The organism is Streptomyces sp. SS1-1 (assembly GCF_008973465.1).
In the GTDB taxonomy this organism is placed as follows: Bacteria; Actinomycetota; Actinomycetes; order Streptomycetales; family Streptomycetaceae; genus Streptomyces.
This window is the reverse complement of record NZ_WBXN01000004.1, coordinates 7,119,701-7,141,166: the sequence shown is the minus strand read 5'-3', so window position 1 is coordinate 7,141,166 and position 21,466 is coordinate 7,119,701. Positions and strand designations below refer to the sequence as shown.

Below are 21,466 nucleotides of genomic sequence, written 5' to 3'. Positions count from 1 at the left end.
TCAGGGTCGTGCCCGGCGTCGTCCCGCCCGGTGTGCGAGGGGCTGCGCGGCGCTCGGGCTGGGGCGTTTGCCCCCTGTCACCGAGCGCCGTAACAGCCGTCAGCCCTCAGCCGGGAAAGCGCCCCGTGCTCCGCAGCGTCCAGCGGCGTTCCGCGTAGGCCAGGTCGTCGCGCCACAGGCGGCCCGCCGTGCGGCGGATCAGTGGGCGGAGGGCGGGGGCGGCCGCCTTGGCCAGGGCGAAGCCGCGGCGGTCGGAGGCGGCGACGACCGCCTCGACGACCGCGGTGCGCGGCCTGCTCGCGCCCTCGGCGGTCAGCGGCGTGGCGTGGGTCTCGACCACGGACGTCGCCCCCTCGCCCTCGGTGATCCGCATCAACACGGTGCGGGGGTCGGGGGCCGTGAACTCGGCGCGTACCGGCACCACCCAGGAGCCCAGCGCCCGGAAGGAGACGTCGACCACGAACGCGTCGTCACCGTCGCCGTCCGGTGAGCCGAGCACCTTGAGGTCGACGAACGAGTACGGGTGGAACCACGAGCCGTGCCAGGGGTCGAGCCGGTTGGCGACCACGTCCTGCGGTTCGCACTCCCCCACCGCCGTGAACACGGCGTCCAGCGCGCCCCCCGCCGGGCGGCGCGGCACCACCGGCCGCTCCAGCGGCTCCTCGCCGCCGACCTGGTCCAGCCGTACCCAGACGAGGACGCCGTCGTCGTGCACGGGGTAGGGCTCCCAGCCGGCGAACGGCGCCCCGTCCAGGGCGAGTCCGTGCCAGTGGCACACCAGCGTTCCGCACACCACGCGGCTGTCGCGCAGCGGCGCCCCCAGATGCGGGCAGATGCCGGACCCGGCGTGCGGTGTCCCGTCCTGCCCGCGCCACAGCACGACCTCGACGCCGCCGACCGTGCGCCCGTAGGGGCGTTCGCCGGTTCGGATGTCGCGGGAGGCGCCGACGACGAACCAGTTGCCGGAGGGGCGGGCCGAGGCACGTTTGAGGGCGTCGGCGATGAGCGCGGGGCGCGCCTCGCGCCAGGAGGGCCGCTGTCGTGCCCAGTCCGGCGGGCGCCGGAAGCGCAGCGGTGAGGTCCAGCGGGCGTCGTCCGGTCGTCGGGTCACCTTGCCTGCCCCTTCGTCTGCGGCGCCGGGCGCCCGGCATGGGGTGCCGGGTGCGCGGCGCGGGTGGTGGTGTGCCGGCGGGCCGCGAGGATGCGGATCGCGCCGGCCGCGGCGGTGGCCGCCCGGCGGCCGGCCGGGACGACCGCGCGGCGGTGCAGGACGTCGTGGTCCTGCTCGGCGATGGCGTCGAGGATGCCGCCGTACAGGGTGAACGCGGTGCGGATGCACGGGCGTACGCGAGGTTCGAGCATGGCGATGCCGGGTTCCGCGGCCCGGTAGACCTCGCGGGTCAGGGCCTCGGCGGCGGTGAACGCGGCGCGGATGCGCGGGTCGCGCCGGCCGGTGCGGCGGCTCCACTCCAGCAGGGGCCGGTCCACCCCGTGGGCGGCGAGCAGGTCGGCCGGCAGGTAGACGCGGCCCCGGTCGAGGTCCTCGCCGACGTCCCGCAGGAAGTTGGTGAGCTGGAAGGCGACACCGAGGTCCGCGGCGTGCGGGGCCGCCTCCTCGCGGGGGACGACGGTGCCGAGCACCGGCAGCATCTGCAGGCCGATGACCGCGGCCGAGCCGTGCATGTAGGCGCGCAGGTCGGCGTAGGTCGGGTAGTCCGTGACGGTCAGGTCGGCCCGCATGGACGCCATGAAGTCGGCGAACAGCGCGGTGTCGATGCCGTAGCGGGCGGCGGTGTCGGCGACGGCGCGGACCACGGGCTCGTCGCCGCCGCCCGTGCGCAGTCCGTGCGCGAGGTCGCTCTCCAGGCGGCGCAGCAGCACGTCCCGTTCGGCCGGGGTGCGGTCGCGGTCGAGGTCGTCGACGATGTCGTCGGCCCAGCGCGCGAAGCCGTACAGAGCGTGCACGGCACACCGGCGTTCCACCGGCAGCAGTCGGGTGGCGAGGAAGTAGGTGCGCCCGTGGCGGGCGTTGAGGGTGCGGCAGCGCAGGTAGGCGTCGCGCAGCGCGGGGTCGGTGATCCGGGCGGCGTCGAGTTCACGACGGGACATCGGTACCTCGTACGGTCGGGGCGGGCGCGGTGCGCCCGGTCGGCGGGAGGGTACGGGCGCGGGGCGGGCGGCGGCGCGCGGTGACGCCGGTGATGCGGGCGGCGGCGAGCTTGCCGCTGACGAGGACCGTGGGCACGCCCACCCCGGGGGTGGTTCCGCAGCCGGCCAGGACGGCGTTGTCGAGGCCGCGCAGGAGGTTGCGGGGCCGGAACGGGCCGGTCTGCGCGAAGGTGTGGGAGACCGAGAAGGGGCTGCCCGCCGCGTGGCCCTGGGCGGTCCAGTCCAGCGGGGTGACCAGCATCTCCTCCTGGACGCTCGCGTCGAAGCCCGTCAGGCCCCGCTGTTCGAGGGTGGCGACCAGACTGTCCCGGTAGCGGGGGCCGAGGTCGCGCCAGGCGGGCGCGGACGGGCCGACGTCGGTGTTCGGGCAGGGGGCCAGGACGTAGTGCAGATGCCGTCCGGGCGGGGCGAGGCCGGGGTCGTGGGCGGTGGGGCGGGTGATGAGCAGGGAAGGGTCGCTCATCAGGGCGCCCGTGCGGGTGAGTTCGTCGAAGGTGGACTCCCAGGCCGCGCCGAAGGACAGGGTGTGGTGGGCGAGTCCGGACCATGTGCGGTCGGTGCCGGCGTGCAGGACGACCGCGGACGGGGAGTGCCGCAGCGGGACCGGGCGGCGCGGGGTGCGGCCCAGGAGCCGGTAGGCGTCGGGCAGTTCGCAGCTCAGGACCACCGCGTCGCAGGCGATGCGTTCCCCGGAGGCGAGACGGACGGCGCGGACCCGGCCGCCGGACTGCTCCAGCGACTCCACCTCGGCGGACCAGCGCAGGTCGGCGCCGGCCCCGGCGGCCGCGTCGGCCATGCCGCGCGGCAGGGCGTGCATGCCGCCGCGCGGGAACCAGACGCCGGCGACCGTGTCCATGTAGGCGATGACGGCGTAGGCCGCGAGGGCGCGGGCGGGGGCGACTCCGGCGTACAGGGCCTGGAAGGAGAAGACACGCCGCAGCCGCTCGTCGCCGAGGAAACGGCCGATCCGCCGGTCGAGGCGGCCGAAGCCGCCGAGGGCGGCGAGCCGGGCCAGGTCGGGGCCGAGGAGCTGCAGCGGGGAGTCGAAGTTGGCGTCGATGAAGCGGCCCATCTGCGCCCGGTACAGGCGTTCCAGCCAGTCCCGCAGGTCCCGGTAGCCGGCCGCCTCGGCCGGTCCGGCGAACCGCCGCACCTCCTCCTCCATCGCGGCACCGTCGGTGTGCACGTCCAGCGCGCTGCCGTCGGCGAACCGCGCCCGGTAGGCGGGGTGCAGCGGGATCAGGTCGACGTGCCGGGCGAGGCTGTCGCCGACCGCCGCGAACGCCTCGTCGGCCAGGTCGGGCATGGTCAGGACGGTGGGCCCGGTGTCGACGGCGTACGGGCCGAGCTGGACGCGTCCGGCCCGGCCGCCGGGGCCGGCGTCGCGTTCGACGACGGTGACCCGGCGTCCGGCGCCCAGCAGATGGAGGGCGCAGGCGAGGCCGGACAGGCCGGCGCCCACGACGACGACGTGTTCCGTCGGTCCCGGTACGGTCCTCACGCGATGTCCTCCGTCCGCTGCGGGACGCCGCCCGAGACGCGCGCGACCAGCGCGGCGAACTCCTCGCGTACGGCGGTGTCCGCGCCGGTGCCCTCGAAGTGCCGCAGGCTCGCGGCGGCCAGTTCGGCGATCTTCGTCTCGGTGAGCGCGCGGGCGCCGGTCCACTCCAGTGCCTTGCGCATCCGTTCGACGGCGGCGTCCGGCCGGGGTGAGGGGTCGGCGGCGAGCGCCGCCACGACCTCCTCGTCACCGGACGCGGCGGCGAGCCGGACGGCGACGGCGAGCAGATAGGTCAGCTTGCGGCCGCGCAGGTCGTCGTCGGCGGGCTTCCCGGTGAGCGCGGGGTCGCCGAACGCGCCGAGCAGGTCGTCGCGCAGCTGGAAGGCGAGCCCGGCGTCCCGTCCGGCGCGGCGCAGCGCGTCCACGGTGCGGACGTCTGCCCCGGCGAGCGCGGCGCCCAGCGCGAGGGGCCGCTCGACGGTGTAGAGGGCGCTCTTCAGGGTGGCGACGGTCAGCGCCTCCTCGACACCGGACGCGCCGGTGGCCTGGGCGTGCAGGTCGCGGTACTGCCCGGCGACCATCTCGCCGCGCATGGCCCGCCATTCCTCGTACAGCCGCGGGCCCTGCGGGAGGCGCAGCGCCGTCTCGGTGAGCAGGTCGTCGGCCCAGGCGAGCGCCAGGTCGCCGGCGAGGACGGTGGCGGAGGCGCCGAACGCCTCCCCCGAGCCGGTCATCCGGGCGGCGCCGTGCAGCCGGGCCAGCTCCACGTGCATGGTGGGGCCGCCCCGGCGCAGCGGTGAGCCGTCCATCAGGTCGTCGTGTATGAGGGCGCACGCCTGGAGGAGTTCGAGGGCGGCGCCGGTACGCAGGACCGCGGCGGCGTCGCCCGTGCCGCCGGCCGCCCGCCATCCGCACCAGACGAACGCGGTGCGCAGCCGTTTGCCGCCGCGGCGGATCAGGCCGGCGACCCGGCCGGCGACGTCCTCGGCGAAGACCGGGTCCACCTGGTGGGCCTGCCGCAGTCGCGCGTCCAGGACGTCGTCCAGTACGGCGTCGACACCGCGGGCCGCGTCGAGGGCTGTCGCCGGCGCGCGGGCCGCGTCGGCCGCCGTCGGCCTCAGTTCCAGCATGCGCGGCCCCTTCTCACTCTCCGTCACCTGCACACCTGCACTTCTGCCGACGCCTCGGGTGTGGATGCGCCCATGTGTTCCCCGCCTGCTCGGTCTGCCGGTCGAATGCACTCCATGGGCCGAACACGGCCGCGAAGGTGAGCCCCGCGTACCCCTGAGAGCCCGCGGCTCACCCGGTGTCCCCGCGTCCCTCGCGGGCCCGAACCGGGACATGACGGAGTGGAACGGACTCCCAGTGGACCACCGCCCGGGTGCGTTCCCGCGCTACGGCACGGGGTTTCGCCCGCTCGCGCCGCCGCCGGAGGCGAGCGCGCCGGGCAGCCGGGACTCGATCCGGCCGAGCTGGGCCGCCAGGCCGCGCAGCCAGATGTCGAGGTCGACGAGTGCCGGCGTGGGCCGCCCCGGCGGACGCTCGGCCGGGGGCTCCGTCCGCCGGGGCGGCGGCGGTTCACCGGCGCACAGCGCGGCCAGCCGGTCGGTGGTCTCGGCGAGGGCCCGTGCTCCGGCCCGTTCCCGGTCGGCCGCGGACGGCGGCAGCGCGGCGACGGGCAGGTCGAAGCGGGGCAGCCACTGGGCGCCCAGGAAGACGTGGTGCGCGGTCATCAGGACGGCCTGCCAGTCGGCCCCGCCGTGCCCGCCGCCGCCCGGTTCGCTGCGGAACTGCGCGTAGGCGGCCTCCGCGAGCCGGTACCGGTGCAGGGCGGTCGCCGCCGGCGGGGGCGGCACCGACCCGGGGGGCAGGGCGGCGAGCATGCCGGCGGTGCCCTGGATCAGGGGGCCGCACGCGCGCAGGAGTCCCGCCATGGTGCGGCGCACCTCCGCCCGCGCTCCGGCCGGCCAGGCGAGCAGTCCGCACAGCAGGCCGATCGCGCTGCCGGTGACGACGTCCACGATGCGGGCCTCGGCCAGTTGCCAGGACGCCGGGGTGATCTGGGCGAACGCCGAGGACACCACCAGGGTGAACAGCCCCTGCGCCCAGGCGATGCCGAGCAGTGGTCCGACGGAGAACGCGAGCAGCATGGCGGGGGCCAGCAGCGCGGCGTAGGCGTCGGTGTGCCGGCCCAGCCCGATGAGCAGCGCGCCGGCGGCGACGGCGCCGAGCAGGTTGCCGAGGACGGCGAGGCGGATGGCCGCCCAGGTCTCGCCGACGGTGGTCCGGCTCAGGGTGAGCACGGCCAGCAGCACCCAGAAGCCGTGGTCCAGGTCGAGCGACCCGGCCACGAGCCGGGCCGCGGCCAGGGCCAGCGCGACGCGCAGCGCGTTGTGGAACTTCACGGAGCGCGGTGTCAGATTCCCGGTGATCCGGCGCAGCCACAGCCGCGGGGTGGTGCTGTACGTGTACCAGAACAGCACCGGCGGGTCGACGGGCGCGGTGCGCCGCCCGTCGAGGGCGACCCGCACGGCGATCTCCAGGGTGCGCACGGACTCGGCGAGCAACAGCAGCAGCGCCTGCCGGCGCAGTACGTCCGCGGGCGGCACCTCGTCGGCCGGTCCGGCGGCCTGCCGGGCGCGGACGCGCTGGAAGTCCTCGATGGCCTCGTCCATCCGGTGCGGGCCGGGCGCGGTGCGGCCGGTGCGCAGCGCGGTGGCGGTCGCGTCGAGCAGGTCCGTCACCCGTGGCAGGAGCGAGCGCAGGGCCCGGTCGCCCCGAGTTCCCGGGCTCTCGGTGGTGGCGAGGGCGCGCAGCTCTCCGGTATCGGTCAGATGGGCCAGCTGTTCGAGGAGCCGGCGGGTGGCGGTCCCCGCCTGCGCCAGCCCGCGCTGGGCGCGTCCGGGTCCGGCGGGCCGCTGCGCGGGCGCCACCTCGGACAGCCGCAGCCGTGCGCCCGCCTCCCGCAGGGCTTGCGCGCAGAGCACGGTCTCCCCCGTGACGGCCTCGCGTGCCGTGCGCAGCGCCGCCGCGAGGGCGGCCCGGTAGGTCGGGTCGGGCGGGTCCGGAAGGACGAACAGCTCGCACAGCACCAGCGCCAGCACGCCGAGGGAGAGTCCCGCCAGCCGCGACCCCAGCGCGTCCGGGTCGTACGGCGGGAAGCAGGCGAGGATGTAGAACAGCTGGAGCGCGGGGGCTGCCCCGGCCGGGCGGGGACCCGCGACGGCCGCGAAGGCCAGCCCGAAGCCCACGACGAGCATGCCGAGCACGGCCGCCCAGGTGTGCACGGCCAGCGCGGTCCCGAGCGCCACCAGCGCGAGGCCGACGGGCAGGGCCTTCAGCATGATCTCGGCCCGCTGCCGCCCGGACCCCGGGATCGTGGACAGCAGGCCCAGCGAGATCGGCGCGAAGAGGGCGTACAGGGCGAGCACGGGCTCGTCGAAGCCGTACAGGCAGGTGTAGAAGCCCAGGGACGCGGCGAGCGTCACGCGCACCGCCCGGCGCAGGATCGCGGTCCGCTTCAGCATGTTCCTCCCGGGCCGGCGCCACGGCGACGCGTCACGGCATGGGGCTATCGGGCGGCCGGAAACGCCGTACACCTCCTGATTGTCGTGGGGTACCGGCCTTCGGGCGAATTCCCGGCGCCGTCCGCGATCGGCCGGAGGCGCGGTGGTAGGGGGCATGGAGATGGCCACTCCCCGCGATCCGTCTCCTCCGCCGCCGGGTCGCCCGGGCGGCGCGGACACCGGTGTGCCGGGCTGGCTGCGGACGTCGGCCGCCTATGCCTGGCGGATCATCGCGGTCGCGGTCGTCGTACGGGCCGCCTTCTCGGTGCTCGGGCAGTTCCACCGGATCGCCGTCGCCGTGTTCCTGGGGCTGGTCCTCACCACCGTGCTCCGCCCGGTCACGGGGCTCCTCGCCCGCCGCATCCCCCGTCCGCTGGCGGTCGCGACGTCCCTCATCGGCGCCCTCGCGCTGGTCATCGGGGCGCTGGTGCTGGTCGGCGAGACGGTGGCCGATCAGCGCAAGGGCCTGCAGAGCGAGTTCGAGAAGGGGATCGACCGGATCGAGGGCCAGTTGGAGGGGCCGCCGTTCCGGCTGCCCGAGGACACCTTCCGCGATGTGCAGAAGCGGATCGGCTCCCTGCTGTCCGAGCACCGGTCCACGGTGATCAGTGAGGCGGTGAGCGGGGCGAGCCGGCTCGTGGAGGTCCTCACCGTGCTCGCGCTGGCCCTGTTCTGCGCCGTGTTCTTCACGCATTCGGGCGACCGGCAGTGGCAGTGGATCTGCGACCAGCTCCCCGCCTCCGCGCGACGGCCGGTCGGGGTGGCGGGCCGGGCCGCCTGGCGGACCTTCACCGGGTACACCCACGGCATCCTGCTCGTCGCGGGCACCAACGCCGTCCTCGTCGGGGTCGCCCTGCTCGCGCTGCGGGTGCCGCTGGCCGTGCCGCTGGCGCTGCTGGAGTTCGCGGCGGCCTTCATCCCGCTGATCGGCTCGCCCATCGCGCTGGCCGTCGCGGCCGTCGTGGCGCTGGCCGCGAAGGGGCCGATGACGGCGCTGGTCGTGGTGGCGCTGATCGTCGTCATCGGGCAGCTCGAAGGGCACGTGCTGCATCCGCTGGTGCTGAGCTGGGCGGTGAGTCTCCACCCGCTCGTCGTGGCCCTCGCCGTCGTGGCCGGGGCCATCGCGGCCGGGTTCATCGGCGCGGTGGTCGCCGTGCCCTTCGTGGCCGTCCTGTGGTCGGTGCGGCAGGCACTGCGGGGCATGGGCACCGGCCCCGAGGTCACGAGCCCGACGAAGAGCTAGATGAATGAGTCCGATGTCCATGCTGGTCGCGACCATGGCGAAGGGCGCCCGTTGGTCAGTGTGTGAAGACAAACCTGGACGCCCTTCTGGCGGCACTGTACGTGTTCATCGACGACCATGTGGCGCCTTGTCGCCGGATCGGGCGACCTCCGAAACTGACGGACGCCGAACTGCTGTGCCTGGCCGTCGCCCAGGTCCTGCTCGGTTTCCCCTCGGCCCGGCACTGGATCCGCTTCGCTCACGCCCGGCTGGGGCACCTGTTCCGCTATCTGCCCCAGCAGTCCGCCTACAACAAGCGCCTGAACGCAGCAGGTCCGCTGATCAGTCAGGTGATCGAGGCACTGGCCCGGCAGGTCCCGACCTGGCACGACGACCTGCGGCTGATCGACTCCACCCCGCTGCCCTGCGCGGCCTCCCGCGAGACCGTCAAACGCTCCGCCCTGGCCGGGCACTGCGGCTACGGATACTGCCGCAGCCACTCCCGTTTCTTCTGGGGCCTGCGCCTCTACCTGGTCACCACCGCCGAGGGCATGCCCGTCACCTGGTGCCTGGCCAACCCGAAGATCGGCGAACGCGAGGTGATGGCGGCGCTGCTGGAACGCGACCACCACCTCGTCCGCCAGGGCCAGGTGATCCTCGCCGACAAGGGCTTCGCCGGGAAGGAGTTCGAAACCTTCGTCAGCGAGCGCCTCGGAGCCCACCTCGTGCGGCCCGACCGGAAGGACGAGCCGGCCCGGCACGGCAAGATCGCCCGGCTCCGGCAGTGGATCGAAGCCGTCATCGACACCCTCAAGGGCCAGCTCAGCCTCGAACAGCACGGCGGCAGAACCCCGGCCGGAGTCTTTGCCCGCACCGGACAACGACTCCTCGCCCTCGCCGCCGGCATCTGGCACAACTGGACCACCGGCGCCCCCCTCAAGCGATCACTGATCCCCTACGACCACTGAAAACATCGGACTCATTCATCTAGGCGAGAGCGGCCACGCCGATCGCCTGGTGGCCGCGGAGCACGGCACGCCGGCGGTGAGGCGGGAGGGGCGGAGGCCCGGCGGAAAGCCAGGCGCGTGCGGTAGCGGCGACCGCCTGTTGCCCGCGGGGCACGGCACACCGGCGGTGAGGCGCGAAGGCGATGGCCCGGCGGAAAGCTAGACGCGCTCGGCCGCAGCGACCGCCTGCTGGCCGCGGAGCACGGACACCGGCGGTGAGGCGCGAGGGGTGGAGGCCCGGCGGAAGGCTAGGCTAGGCGTGTGCCGCCGCGTCGACCGCCTGGTGGACGGCTCGGGCTACGCGGGAGCCCCAGAGGGAGCGCGGGCCGCCGAAGGCGTGCGTCTCCTCGCCGGGGCGCGGGCGGCGCACAGCCACGCACACGGCGTCCGTGGGGGTACCGGAGCAGTCCAGACCGGCGTCGACCAGCGCCTGCACCTTCGCCTCGGTCGCCGTCATGACCGTGTTGACCAGGGCCGCGTCGGTCAAGGCCGCGGGTACGGCGACCACGATGTTCACCGTGCCGGGGCGAACGGCCGTCGCGGCGGCCTCCGTCCAGTCCGCCGCCCAGCCGCGCACGCCGAGGCCCGCCGTGGCGACGGCCGTGACCCCGCCGTCGTGCCCGGTGCCGTACGCCCGGACGTCCGCGGCCGTCATCAGCCCGACGCCCGGCCCGTGCGCGCCCGCGTCCCGGGCGAGTTCGGCGAGGTGCCGGTCCGGGTCGGTGCGCCGGTAGCCGTGGGCGACCTGCGCGTTGAGGACCCAGGCACGTTCGCCGATGCCTCCGCCGAGGACGGCGTTGCTGATCATCCGCCAGCCCTCCCCCGCCCGCCACAGCAGGGAGCCCAGCGACGCGCCGTCCTCCGTGCGGGTCAGCTGCTCCATCGCCGTGGGCGGGGGCGCGGGACGGGACGGGGGTACGACGGCGGTCAACGGGAACTTCTCCTTGCGCGCTGGGACCGGCTGATCGTACGGGACGGGCGGGGGCCGTTCGGGTCCGCCCGTCCCGTACGGGGACGGCCTGGCGCGTCGTCAGCCGCGGGAGGCCAGGTACTCCTTCACGCCGGGCGCGGTCTGCGCGTCCTCCTCGTTCACCACGGCACCGACCGCCTTGGCGTCGGGCTTGAGCACATAGCTCTCGGTGCTGGCCGGCCGGGCCTTGTCGGAGAAGTCCTGCGCGGTGCCGAGGCCGACGTCGACCGCGGACTGCTTGCGGTGCGCGGCGACCACGTCCTCGCGGGCCAGACTGCCGCTCTCGCAGGCCTTCTTCAGGTCGTCGCCCATGATGCGGGCGGCGTTGTAGCCGGACAGCACGCCGGCGTCCACCAGGGAGCCGGGGTACTTCTTCTGGTAGGCGGCGACCATCTCGCGCACGCCGGGCAGGTCGGAGCTGACGGCGGGTGCCGCGCTGACGATGTGCAGCAGGGCGGCGAGGGCCGGCGCGGCCGGGGTCTTCATCAGCTGCGGGGCGTAGCCGGGGGCGCTGCTGACGACGGGCACCTTCAGGCCCCGGGAGGCGGCGACGCCGACCAGCGAGGCGGTCTGGGCGGGTCCGGCGCTGATGAGGATGGCCTTGACGCCCTCCTTCCGCAGCGCCGACACCTGGGCGGACAGGTCGGTGTCGGTCGCCTTGATCTTCTGCCCGGCGACCTTGACGCCCGCCTGCTTCGCAGCCCACTCGGAGCCTTCGAGCGCGTTGGCGCCGTAGTCGCCCTCGAAGTAGACGTGGCCGATCGTGTCGCCCTTGGCCACCTTCTTCGTCCGGGTCAGATAGTCGACGGCGGCGATCATGTCGATGTCGTAGGTGGTGCCGAGGACCTGCACGGACTCCTTGTCGAGCAGGGAGGCCGCCCAGGCCTGCGGGAAGGTCAGCACCTTGTCGCGTTCGATGTCGTCGAGCAGCGCGGCCATCACGGGCGAGCCGATGACCTGGGGCAGGGCGACGACGTCGGACGAGAGGTCGGCGTAGGCGGTGACCGCCTTCTGGACGTCGTAGCCGTGGTCCTTGACGGCGATCTCCACGCGCCGGTCGCAGATGCCGCCGTCGGCGTTGACCTCGTCGGCCCACATCTGCTGGGCCTGCACGATGCTCTTGCCGAGGGTCGCGTACGGCCCGGTGAGGTCGGTGAGCGCACCGAGCCTGATCGTCTTGTCGGTGACGCCGGGGCCGGTCTTGACGCCGCCGGCGCCGTCCCCGGCGTTCTTGGACGAGTCGGCCTTGGAGCTGCATCCGGTGCCGGCGAGCAGCAGGGCGGCGAGGGCCGCGGCCAGGAGGGTCCTGGTGCGGGGGGCGGCGCGGTGCGCGGGGTCGTGCGTGGGCTTCACGGGGTCGGCTCCTTGGCTCGTGCGGCTGACGCGGGGGACGGGGTGGACTCGGTGGCGCCGGCCGGCGGGGGCGCGGCGCGGGTGCGGCGCAGGCGGGTGCGCAGACGGGCGTTCAGACGGCGGGCCAGGCCGTGCAGTCCGTCGGGGGCGAAGAGGAGGATCAGCACGATCGCGGCGCCGTAGAGGTAGCGGGCGGCCTCGGTGGGGCCGACCGTGCCGTCGGTGGTGCCCGGGGCCGCGACGAGCGGGAGCTGGTCGGCGTAACGGGTCATGAGCAGGGGCAGAGCGGTGACGAAGACCGCGCCCGCGGTGGCGCCCGCGACCGAGCCCAGCCCGCCGATGACGATCATGGCGAGGTAGTCGATGGAGAGGACGAGACCGAAGTAGTCGGGCACGACCCGGCGGAAGGCCAGGGCGAGGAGCACCCCGGCGAGGCCCGCGTACATCGACGACACGACGAACGCGGCCGCGCGGTGGCGGGCGACGTCGACGCCCATCACGGCGGCGGCGGTCTCGCTGTCGCGCAGCGCCACCAGGGCGCGTCCGGGGCGGCCCCGCAGCAGTCCCCGGGCGGTGTACCAGGTGACCGCGAACAGGGCGAGCCCCAGGTACCAGAGGCGTTCCTCGGCGCCGAACGGCACGCCCAGGAGCGTGAGTTCGGAGTCGGCGGAGAAGGAGAACCCGCCGAGTTCCAGCGGTGGCACGGAACGGCCGTTGAAGCCGCCGGTCACGGAGTCCGCGGTGAGCAGGACGTGGTGGCCGAGGAAGACCAGTGCCAGCGTGGCGACGCCCAGGTAGACGCCTCGCACCCGGCCGGCGACGGGGCTGAACAGCCCGCCCGCCGCCCCGGCCAGCAGCACCGCAAGGACGGCGGCCACGGAGGTCGGGAGCCCCGGGCCGGGCTCTCCGGCCAGCCACACGTAGCCGTAGGCGCCGACGGCGAGGAAGAAGGCGTGGCCGAGGGAGAGCTGGCCGGCGGTGCCGGACAGCAGGCCGAGGCCCACCGCGCCGACGGCGGCGGCCATCGAGAACAGGCCGATGCGCAGCCAGAACGCGTCCAGGTAGAAGGGAAGGGCGCACAGGACGGCGACGGCGGCGAGGGTGCGGCCCAGACGCAACGCGCGGGCGCGGGAGGGTCGTTCAGACACGGACCGCCGCCTTTCCGCCGAACAGCCCGGTGGGCCGCACCAGCAGGACGAGCACCATCACCGCGTAGGGGGCGACGTCGCCGAACCCCTCGCCGAGGACGTGCAGTTCGGACTGGTAGCCGGCGACGAGCGCCTCGGTCAGGCCGATCAGGAGGCTGCCGGCGAGGGCGCCCGGCGGGGACGCCATGCCGCCGAGGATCGCCGCCGGGAACGCCTTCAGGGCGATCTGGCCGGTCGTCCGTTCCAGGCCGGGGGCGGGGAACGCGGCGAGGAAGACGGCCGCGAGGGCCGCGAGGGCGCCGGCCAGGCACCAGGCGAGCATCCGGACCCGCACCAGCCGTACGCCCATGAGGGAGGCGGCCTCGACGTCCTCGGCGGCGGCCCGCAGCGACAGGCCCCAGGAGGTGTACCGGAAGAGGGCGAAGACGCCGGCGATGACGGCAGCCGAGACGACGATGGCGGCGATCCGGCTGTCCGCGACGGTGACCGGGCCCAGCGCGCTGACGGAGTCGCCCCAGGGGTCGCCGAGCGAGAGCAGGTCGCCGCCGATGCGCCGGGACAGGTCGGTGAGGATGACGATGTCGACGCCGATGGTGACGATGGTCTGGACGTGGGCGGCGTGCGGGTCGGCTCCCCCGCCGGCCTGGAGCAGGAAGCGGTCCATGGCGCCGGCCACGGCCGCGGTGACCAGGACGGACACGGCGAGGGCGGCGGCGAAGCCGAGGTCGTCGTGGAGCACGGCGGTGAGGTAGCCGCCGAGCAGCAGCAGCGAGCCGTGCGCGAAGTTCATGACGCCGGACGCCTTGAAGATGATGACGAAGCCGAGGGCGACGAGGGCGTAGACCGCGCCCAGGGCGAGGCCGTTGAACAGGGTGTCCAGGAAGGTGGTCACGCGGCGTCCTCCTCGTCGGCTCCGGTGCCGAGGTAGGCGCGCAGCACCTCGGGGTCGCCGCGCACCTCGTCGGGGGTGCCGTGGGCGATGACCCGGCCGAAGTCGAGGACGGTGACCTCGTCGGCGAGCCGCATCACCAGGCCCATGTCGTGCTCCACCAGCACCACGGACAGGCCGAGTTCGGCTCGCACGGTGTGCACGACCTCGACGGCGCGGGCGCGTTCGGCCGCGTTCATCCCGGCGACCGGTTCGTCGAGGAGCAGGACGCTCGGTTCCAGGCACAGGGCGCGCGCGAACTCGACGCGCTTGCGGTCGCCGTAGGACAGCAGGGCGACGGGGCTGTCGAAGTGCTCGGCGAGGCCGGTGAGTTCGGCGATCTCGCGGGCCCGTGCGAGGTGTTCGCGCTGTTCGCGGCGGGCGTGGGGCAGGCGCAGCGCGCTGGCCGCGAAGCCGGCGCTGGACAGGGCGTGCCGGCCGAGCATCAGGTTGTCGGCGACGGTGCCCTGGGTGGTGACGATGTTCTGGAAGGTGCGGGCCACGCCGAGCGCGGCGATGCGGTGCGGGGCGAGCCGGGTCAGGTCGGCGCCGCCGAGGCGTACGGTGCCGGACGCCGGGCGGCACAGTCCCGACAGGACGTTGAAGCAGGTGGACTTGCCGGCTCCGTTGGGGCCGATGAGCGCGTGGACGGTGCCCGGGGCGACGGTGAAGGACACCGTGTCCAGGGCGGTGAGACCGGCGAAGCGGACGGTCACGTCCGTCACGGCCAGTTCGGGCGGTGCGGTGGTGCGGACGGTCACGCGGCTCCCTGCCCCTCGGTGGTCTTCGTCGCCTCTCCGGTGCCGCCGGCCTCCGGTGTCTCCCCCAGGTAGAGCCGGCGTACGGCGTCGGTGCGGGCGAGTTCGTCGGCGGGCCCGGACAGCCGGACCTCGCCGACCTCCAGGACGTGCGCGGTGTCGGCGAGGGACAGGGCCATGCCCGCGTTCTGCTCGACCAGCAGGACGGCGGTGCCCTGCGCGTGGATCTCGCGGACGACCTCGGCGATCCGGTACACCATCTGCGGGGCGAGGCCCAGGGAGGGCTCGTCCAGCAGGAGCAGACGCGGAGCGGCCATCAGGGCGCGGCCGATGGCGAGCATCTGCTGTTCGCCGCCGGAGAGCAGTCCCGCGGCCTGCCGGGTGCGTTCGGCGAGCCGCGGGAAGAGGGCGAAGACCCGGTCGCGGGCCTCGTCGACCTGCGCCGGTCTGCGCCGTCCGAGGCCGAGGCCGCCGGTGCGCAGGTTCTCGTCGACGGTGAGCCCGGCGAAGACGCGGCGCCCCTCGGGGACCTGGACGACGCCGGCGCGCACGGCGGCGACCGGGTCGCGTCCGTCGAGTTCCGTGGTGCCGTAGGTGATCCGGCCGGCCGTGACGGCGCCGCGGTGCAGGCGCAGGGTGCCGGACACCGCGCGCAGCAGGGTCGTCTTGCCGGCCCCGTTGGCGCCGAGCAGGGCGACGACCGAGCCGTGCGGGACGGTCAGGGACACGGAACGCAGGGCGGACACGGCCCGTCCGTAGGTCACGTCGAGGGCGTCGACGCGCAGGGCGGGCTCGTCGTCCGGTGGTGCTTCGGGCATCACGTCTCCTCGGATCCGTGCCGGGGGCACGGGTGCGTCGGGGGGAGGGGCAGCCCACGACAGCACGCCCGCGACCGGCGGGTACAGGCCCGAGCCGCAGGTCGCTGCGCGGTCCCAACGGGGGTGGGCCGGGGTTGTGCGGGTGCCCACCAGGCCGTTGACGCCCGGGAGTCCGGACGTGCCCTAGAGAGCCCTCAGGATCTCCGCCCTGCGGTCCCGGTGCTCCTGGTCGGTGATCGCGCCGGACGCGCGCAGGTCGTCCAGGGTGGCGAGGCGGGCGGCGATGTGGCCCGCGGTGCCGGGCGGGGGTGGGGCGCCGGCGGCGAGGCGGTGGCCCAGCAGGTCGGCGAGGGCCGTGCCCTGGTCGGTGGGCACCTGCCGGAGCTCGGTCCCGCCGCCCGCCGCGACGACGCGCAGGGTGCCCATGAGCAGGCCGCCGGTCCACTGCACGGAGCTGATCCGGTCGTACGGGAACTCCTCCACGGTGCGCGTCAGCATGCCGTGGCCGTAGAGGACGAGGCGCCGGTCCGTCATGACGAGGACGCCGGTGCCGTGGCCGTGGGTGCCCGTGGCGAGCATCTCCACGGTCTCGTCCTCGCTCAGCACCTCGGGCAGCCGCCGTACCGCGTGCCGTACGCCGAGGGAGGCGACGCGGAAGGCCACGGCGTTGATCCGGGTCCGTACGCCGCCGTGCGGCCAGGGCCGGGGCGCGGGCGGGAGGGGCCCGCGCCGGTGTCCCCTGTCAGCCATGGCACCTCCAGCCGACCGGCCCCCGCCTCCTCACCCGAGTGCACCATCCGGCGCCCGGCCGCGCATCTCCGTACGGCGGGCGGGGCGGGCGCGGCCGGTCAGCCGCGCAGGAGGCGCCGGGCCGTCAGGGCGAGGCTGATCTCGACGACGTCGACCGGGCGGGCGAGGGAGCGGCCGGTGAGCTGTTCGCAGCGGCGCAGCCGGTTCAGGACGGTGTTGCGGTGGCAGTACAGGCGCTCCCCGGCCCGCTGGGCGGAGCCGTCGCAGTCGAACCAGGCGGTCAGGGTGTCCAGCAGGACGTCCCGGTCGGCCGGGTCCAGGCGCAGCAGCGGGCCGAGGACCTGTTCGGTGAGGGTGATGCCCAGCTCGGGGCAGGAGACCACGAGGGCCTCGGGCAGATGTTCGGTGAGCCGGATCGTGCCGCCCCCGGGCGGGCAGATGCCGAGCGCGAGGTCGGCGAGGCGGCGGGCGTCGCCGACGGCGGCCAGGCCGTTCACGGTGCCGCCGACGCCGACGCGCCGCCCGGGCACGCCGTCGGCGCTCAGGCCCAGTGCCTCGACGGGGTCGCGGCCGTCCGCGTCGTCCCCGTCGTCCCCCTCGTCGCCGACCAGGACGATGCCGTGGTCCACTTCCCCTCCTGAGTGCCAGTACACGCTCGCACCGGGTGGTACGGCGGTGGCGCGGACGCCCGCCGGCAGCTGGGGCCGGCCGCCCGCGACCGCGACGACGACGTAGCGGCCCTGTTCCGGCAGGCGCAGTCCCTCGGCGGTCTCCGGCAGGTCGGCGATGCGGCTCGTGCCGTCGAGGAGGGCGGTCGCGAGGAGGCGCGCCCGGTTCTCGCGGCGCCAGGCGAGCTGCCGTTCGGTCTGCCGGTACGCCTCGGCGACGATGCCGCTGTGCTCGTCGACGTAGTCCCACACGTCGGTGGCGACGTGCACGAGGAGCCGGACGTCCTCGGGCGCCGAGCGGGAGGTCTCCTCCACGAGCCGCTGCCAGACCAGGGAGCCGCCGAGCCGGAACGCGTGCAGCAGGGCGTCGAGCGGCAGCCCCTGCTCGGCGCGGGAGACCCCGATCCGCCAGGTGCAGCGGTGCGCGGCGTCCCGGGTGCCGCGCGGGTCGAGCAGCGAGGTCACGCTGTGCCGCAGGGAGCGGTGGGCCTCCTCCCAGGTGGCGCCGTGGTCGTGCGCGAGCGCGGCGCGGTACGCGGGTTCCTGCTCGCCGAGGGCGGCCAGGAGGCGGTCGGTGAGCGCCGGGAGGTCGTCGAGCAGGGCGCGGGCCGCCCGGTGCAGGACGCGCAGCGCGTCGGCGTCGATCAGCGACCGCAGGCGCGGGGCCCGCCGGTGCGGGACGGGCACCGGCCCGGTGCGGATCGTGGCGCGTGTGCGTACGGCAGGATGCATCGCGGTCCTCCCCCAGCCTCGGCTTCCCGGCAGTGCTCCGGCGCCGGGCCGGCTCAGCGGTGTCCGGCGGGGTGCGCTGCCCGTGCGGCGGTCGCCACCCGAATCGTCCTGCGTTGAAGGATGACATACCGTCCGGTCGGTCCCTAGGGGTGTGCAGCCGGATTCTTCGGCCGGGCCGGGGCACGGCCGGCCTCACCGGGCCGGCCCGGCGCCGCTCACCGGTCCTCCTGGCCGACCATGAGCGCCAGTTCGATGCGGGAGCGGACGCCGAGCGCGGCGAAGACGTTGCGCAGGTGGTAGTCGACGGTGCGGGTGCTGACGGCGAGGCGCTGGGCGACCTCGCGGTTGGTGGCGCCCTCGGCCACGTGGCGGGCGATACGCAGTTGCTGCGGGGTGAGCCGGGCCAGGCCCGCGGCCCGCTCGGTCCTGGACGCGGCGCCGTTGGCGCGCAGTTCGGCGCGGGTCTGCTCGGCCCAGGCGGCGGCGCCACACCGCTCGAACCCGACCAGGGCGGCCCCGAGACGGGCGCGGGCCTCGCGCAGACGCCGGCGCCTGCGCAGCCAGCGGCCGTACAGCAGCTCGGTGCGGGCGCGCTCGAAGTCGCCGCCCGCCTCGTCGTGCAGGGCGAGCGCCCGCAGGTAGAGGGCGTCGGCCCGGTCGCCGGACGCGAGCAGGGCCCGGCAACGGGCGAGCTGCGCCGGGGCGTGCGGGTCGGCGCCGAAGGCCGCCCACAGCGCGAGGTCGCCGACGACCGTCCGCGCGTCCTCGGGGTGCCCGGCGAGCACCGCGGCCTCCACGAAGCACGGCACGGCGAGCATCCACACGGCGAAGTGCCCGCGCCGGGCGCCCGGTCCGACGAGCGGGCCGAGCCGGTCGGCGGCGTCCAGCGGGCGGCCTCGGGCCAGGTCGGCGCGGGCCACGGCCCATTCGGCGAGGGTGGCCGCCTGTGCCAGGCCGTGCCGGCGGGCGACGGCGAGGGCGGTCGCCGCGTACCCCTCGACGGCGCCCGTGTCCCCTTCGATCGAGGCGGCCAGGGCGAGCATGGCGTGGTGGCTGGCCGCGGTGTTGCGGTGCCCGGCCGCCGCCGCGGCCCGTACGCCCTCCTCGGCGTGGGCGCGTGCCTGCTCGTGCCGGCCGGCCCGCAGTTCGCCGTAGGCGAGGTACTCCAGGGCGCGTGCCTCCGACGCGGCGCAGTCCGCGTTGCGGGCGGCGGCCAGGGCGCGGGCGCCGGCGGCGCGGGCCTCCCTGAGGTCGCCGAGCAGCAGGGCCGCGGACGCCGCCCGCAGCAGGCGGTCGGGGCGGTCGTCGGTGCGGGCGCGGTCCAGCACCCGGCGCAGCGGGCCGACGGCGTGCTCGGGGCGGCGGGCCAGCAACGCGCGCATGCCGTCGCGGTGGTCCTGGAGGAAGGCGTCCCTGGCCCACCCCGGTCCGGAGAAGGTGTCCGCCCTGTCCTCGCCGTCGAGCGTGCTCAGGCAGGCCGCGATGTCGCCCGCCGCCCAGGCGGCCTCGGCCGCCGACATCCGGGCGGCCCCGGCCAGTTCGGGGGCGTCGGCGGCGAGCAGGGACGCGGCCAGCAGCAGGCTCTCCCGGGCGTCGTCCACCGGTCCGTCGGCCAACTGCCGTCGGCCCCGCGCCAGTTCGAGGCACCCTCGGTCGACCACGACCGACCCGGCGCCCTCCTCGCGGGTGCGGCCCCGCTCGGGGGGAGCCGTCCGCGTGCTGCTCCTGTCTGTGGTCATTCCCGTGATGTTACGGGCGCGTAAAGCGACGCGGAAGGCCCGCGTCCGTGGGGGCGCGGGGCCGAACAGGCCGCGCCACCTGCGGGTTGGCGAGGGAGGCGGGGTGGCGGGACTGTGCCGCCGCCCAGCCGTGCGCGCCGGGGACCGTGCCCCGGCACAACGGGGCGGTGGACGCCGTGGTCGCGTCCACCGCCCGCCTGTGGGGGAACCTCAGGAGGTGTGGGGGCAGTTGCCCCGGTACTCCTCGATGGTCAGGCTGGCCCGGGGCAGCGGGCACAGGAACTGCTCGTAGCGGGTGTCGTTGTCGATGAACCGCTTGAGCCAGGAGATGCTGTACTTCGCGATCGTCGTGTTCGACGTGTTGGGCGTGAAGTGGGTCGCCGCGTTCAGTTCCAGGTACGCCCGGTCGAGGTTCGAGGGCAGGGTGTTGTAGAACGGCTTGGCGTGGGTGGCGACCGGGGCGATGGTGTCGCCGTCCGCGCCGAAGATCAGGGTCGGCGTGGTGAGTTCGGGCCAGGTCTTGTCGAGGTTCCACGGGGTCAGCGGGATCGCCGCCTGGAGCGACGGACGGGTCTTGGCGGCCTCCAGGCTGCCGCCACCGCCCATCGAGTGGCCCATCACGCCGAGGCGGCTCGCGTCGATCCGCCCGCGCACCGAACTGCGCTCGGTCAGGTAGTCCAGCGCGGCCAGGAGCTGGCGGCCCCGCGAGTCGGGCTGGTCGACCGTGGTGAGCGTGTCGATGGTGAACACCACGAAGCCCTGCGAGGCGAGCCGCGGCCCCAGCCAGGCGATCGACGACTCGTACGCCGTGAAGCCCGGGGAGACGGCGATGGCGCCGAAGGTGCCGTCGCTGGTCGACGTCGGGTAGTAGATGGTGCCGCCGCCGAACCCGGTGACCACGAGCGAGGACACGGAGGTCTGCGACACGGCGTAGGGGCCGCGCAGGGCCTCGATGCTGGAGGTGGTCGGCGCCGGGCCGCGCTCGTACGGGTTGTCGGCGGCGTGGGCGCCCGGACCGCCGAGGGTCCCGAGTCCGACGAGCGCGGCGAGGGCCGCGGCGGCGCCGGCCAGGCGTCCGGTCCGGCGCCTCGCGGGGGCGGTGCTGTGGGGGTGCAGTCGCACGGGTCGTCCTCTCTGTCGTGGCGGGCGGCCGGCGCCACGGGCACACGGGACATGGGGAGTCGGCCGCGTGCCCGCGGCGGGGCCCGCCGTGGGTGGCCGTGTCACTGTCGGGGACCGTGCGGCCCGTGCGGACCGGCAATGTCACCGGTCTTCTCGGCGCGCACGACGCGCCGTGCGCCGTTCCGCTGCGCGACGGCCGGGGAGCGGCCAAGCTGGTGCAGGGAATCTCCGGCCGCGGAAGCAGGGAGCCGCCCATGTCACTCGCCCGTGTGCACAACTTCTCGGTCTCGCTCGACGGCTTCGCCACCGGCGAGGGACTCAGCCGCGAGGCGCCGTTCGGGCACGCCGGGGAACGGCTGCACGAGTGGATGTTCGCCACCCGCTGGTGGCGCGGGAGAACCGGCGAGGAGGGCGGGACCGGCGGCGCCGACGACGCGTTCGTCCGGCAGTTCGAGCCCGGGATCGGCGCCGAGATCATGGGCGCCGGCAAGTACGGCTGCCCGGGCTGGCACGAGGACCCCGACTGGAAGGGGTGGTGGGGGCCCAATCCGCCGTTCCACACCCCGACGTTCGTCCTGACCCGGCACACCCGGCCGCCGATCACCATGGAGGGCGGCACCACGTTCCACTTCCTCGACGCCTCCCCCGCCGCCGCGCTGGAGACGGCACGCGAGGCCGCGGGCGGGCAGGACGTGCGGATCGGCGGGGGCCCCACCGTCATCCGGGACTTCCTCGCCGCCCGGCTGATCGACCATCTGCACGTGGTGGTCGTGCCGATCGTGCTGGGGCGGGGCGTCCGCCTCTGGGACGGCCTCGAGGGCCTGGAGAAGGACTACGCCGTCGACACCGTCACGACGTCGAGCGGCGTCACGCATCTCACGTTCGACCGGACCGGCTGACGTTCGACCGACCGGCCGCCCTTCGATCAACTGGCCGCCGTTCGACCTGGCCGGCCGCCGACCCCTCCGGCACACGGTCCCCTCCCGGCTCCCGTGTTCCCGCCGGTCACGCGCCG

General features: G+C 75.3%; 17 protein-coding genes and 1 pseudogene. 3 read left to right on the top strand and 15 right to left on the bottom strand.

What is annotated here, in order from left to right; translation table 11 throughout:
• Positions 1-106: 106 nt before the first annotated feature.
• From F8R89_RS34030 to F8R89_RS34010, 5 genes are all read right to left on the bottom strand, one after another.
• Complete coding sequence (locus F8R89_RS34030) at positions 107-1,111, bottom strand: DUF5914 domain-containing protein (protein WP_151787612.1); 1,005 nt, start codon at positions 1,109-1,111, stop codon at positions 107-109.
• Positions 1,108-2,109, bottom strand: coding sequence for a phytoene/squalene synthase family protein (locus F8R89_RS34025; protein ID WP_151787611.1), 1,002 nt, complete (start codon positions 2,107-2,109; stop codon positions 1,108-1,110). Before F8R89_RS34025 ends, F8R89_RS34030 begins: the two co-directional genes overlap by 4 nt.
• Complete coding sequence (gene crtI, locus F8R89_RS34020) at positions 2,096-3,670, bottom strand: phytoene desaturase family protein (protein WP_151787610.1); 1,575 nt, start codon at positions 3,668-3,670, stop codon at positions 2,096-2,098. Before crtI ends, F8R89_RS34025 begins: the two co-directional genes overlap by 14 nt.
• Positions 3,667-4,800 (bottom strand): polyprenyl synthetase family protein, encoded by a 1,134-nt coding sequence (locus F8R89_RS34015; protein WP_151787609.1) that lies wholly within the window; start codon positions 4,798-4,800, stop codon positions 3,667-3,669. The genes crtI and F8R89_RS34015 overlap by 4 nt, the downstream gene beginning before the upstream one ends.
• A gap of 264 nt (positions 4,801-5,064) precedes the next feature.
• A complete protein-coding gene (locus F8R89_RS34010) occupies positions 5,065-7,197 on the bottom strand; it encodes an FUSC family protein (RefSeq protein WP_151787608.1) in 2,133 nt (710 codons plus the stop codon).
• A 160-nt stretch (positions 7,198-7,357) separates the two neighbouring features.
• Between F8R89_RS34010 and F8R89_RS34005 the strand changes: the two genes are divergently transcribed.
• On the top strand, positions 7,358-8,479 hold the full coding sequence (locus F8R89_RS34005) for an AI-2E family transporter (protein ID WP_151787607.1): 1,122 nt from the start codon (positions 7,358-7,360) through the stop codon (positions 8,477-8,479).
• Between the two features lie 62 nt (positions 8,480-8,541).
• A complete protein-coding gene (locus F8R89_RS34000; RefSeq protein WP_151787606.1) occupies positions 8,542-9,426 on the top strand; it encodes an IS982 family transposase in 885 nt (294 codons plus the stop codon).
• Positions 9,427-9,718: 292 nt separating this feature from the next.
• Here the strand turns inward: F8R89_RS34000 and F8R89_RS33995 are convergent, their stop codons facing one another.
• From F8R89_RS33995 to F8R89_RS33950, 10 genes and pseudogenes are all read right to left on the bottom strand, one after another.
• Entirely contained in the window at positions 9,719-10,396 is a 678-nt protein-coding gene (locus tag F8R89_RS33995; RefSeq protein ID WP_413251283.1) for an adenosylcobinamide amidohydrolase, read from the bottom strand.
• A gap of 99 nt (positions 10,397-10,495) precedes the next feature.
• Positions 10,496-11,788: an ABC transporter substrate-binding protein gene (locus F8R89_RS33990; protein WP_151787605.1), complete on the bottom strand. Its 1,293-nt coding sequence runs from the start codon at positions 11,786-11,788 to the stop codon at positions 10,496-10,498.
• Entirely contained in the window at positions 11,785-12,936 is a 1,152-nt protein-coding gene (locus F8R89_RS33985; protein WP_413251282.1) for a branched-chain amino acid ABC transporter permease, read from the bottom strand. Before F8R89_RS33985 ends, F8R89_RS33990 begins: the two co-directional genes overlap by 4 nt.
• Positions 12,929-13,828, bottom strand: a complete 900-nt coding sequence (locus F8R89_RS33980) for a branched-chain amino acid ABC transporter permease (protein WP_151787604.1) — start codon at positions 13,826-13,828, stop codon at positions 12,929-12,931. The genes F8R89_RS33985 and F8R89_RS33980 overlap by 8 nt, the downstream gene beginning before the upstream one ends.
• On the bottom strand, positions 13,825-14,625 hold the full coding sequence (locus F8R89_RS33975) for an ABC transporter ATP-binding protein (RefSeq protein WP_151787603.1): 801 nt from the start codon (positions 14,623-14,625) through the stop codon (positions 13,825-13,827). The genes F8R89_RS33980 and F8R89_RS33975 overlap by 4 nt, the downstream gene beginning before the upstream one ends.
• Positions 14,622-15,440, bottom strand: coding sequence for an ABC transporter ATP-binding protein (locus F8R89_RS33970; protein ID WP_151787602.1), 819 nt, complete (start codon positions 15,438-15,440; stop codon positions 14,622-14,624). Before F8R89_RS33970 ends, F8R89_RS33975 begins: the two co-directional genes overlap by 4 nt.
• Before the next feature lie 183 nt (positions 15,441-15,623).
• Positions 15,624-16,190 (bottom strand): PH domain-containing protein, encoded by a 567-nt coding sequence (locus F8R89_RS33965; protein ID WP_151787601.1) that lies wholly within the window; start codon positions 16,188-16,190, stop codon positions 15,624-15,626.
• 98 nt (positions 16,191-16,288) lie between these two features.
• On the bottom strand, positions 16,289-17,590 hold the full coding sequence (locus tag F8R89_RS33960; protein ID WP_151787600.1) for a helix-turn-helix domain-containing protein: 1,302 nt from the start codon (positions 17,588-17,590) through the stop codon (positions 16,289-16,291).
• 215 nt (positions 17,591-17,805) lie between these two features.
• A pseudogene (locus F8R89_RS33955) lies at positions 17,806-19,398 on the bottom strand (helix-turn-helix transcriptional regulator); the annotation flags it as partial.
• Between the two features lie 141 nt (positions 19,399-19,539).
• A complete protein-coding gene (locus F8R89_RS33950) occupies positions 19,540-20,451 on the bottom strand; it encodes an alpha/beta hydrolase (RefSeq protein ID WP_151787598.1) in 912 nt (303 codons plus the stop codon).
• Positions 20,452-20,705: 254 nt separating this feature from the next.
• Here F8R89_RS33950 and F8R89_RS33945 point away from each other — a divergent pair, with 254 nt between their 5' ends.
• Entirely contained in the window at positions 20,706-21,350 is a 645-nt protein-coding gene (locus F8R89_RS33945; protein ID WP_151787597.1) for a dihydrofolate reductase family protein, read from the top strand.
• The last annotated feature ends 116 nt before the right edge of the window (positions 21,351-21,466 follow it).

Excerpts from the sequence above, each read along its gene's own strand:
- F8R89_RS33965 (WP_151787601.1), bottom strand. The coding sequence starts at position 16,190 with ATGGCTGACAGGGGACACCGGCGCGGGCCCCTCCCGCCCGCGCCCCGG.
- F8R89_RS34005 (WP_151787607.1), top strand. The coding sequence starts at position 7,358 with ATGGCCACTCCCCGCGATCCGTCTCCTCCGCCGCCGGGTCGCCCGGGC.
- F8R89_RS34015 (WP_151787609.1), bottom strand. The coding sequence starts at position 4,800 with ATGCTGGAACTGAGGCCGACGGCGGCCGACGCGGCCCGCGCGCCGGCG.
- F8R89_RS34025 (WP_151787611.1), bottom strand. The coding sequence starts at position 2,109 with ATGTCCCGTCGTGAACTCGACGCCGCCCGGATCACCGACCCCGCGCTG.
- F8R89_RS33960 (WP_151787600.1), bottom strand. The coding sequence starts at position 17,590 with ATGCATCCTGCCGTACGCACACGCGCCACGATCCGCACCGGGCCGGTG.
- F8R89_RS33970 (WP_151787602.1), bottom strand. The coding sequence starts at position 15,440 with ATGCCCGAAGCACCACCGGACGACGAGCCCGCCCTGCGCGTCGACGCC.
- F8R89_RS34010 (WP_151787608.1), bottom strand. The coding sequence starts at position 7,197 with ATGCTGAAGCGGACCGCGATCCTGCGCCGGGCGGTGCGCGTGACGCTC.
- F8R89_RS33945 (WP_151787597.1), top strand. The coding sequence starts at position 20,706 with ATGTCACTCGCCCGTGTGCACAACTTCTCGGTCTCGCTCGACGGCTTC.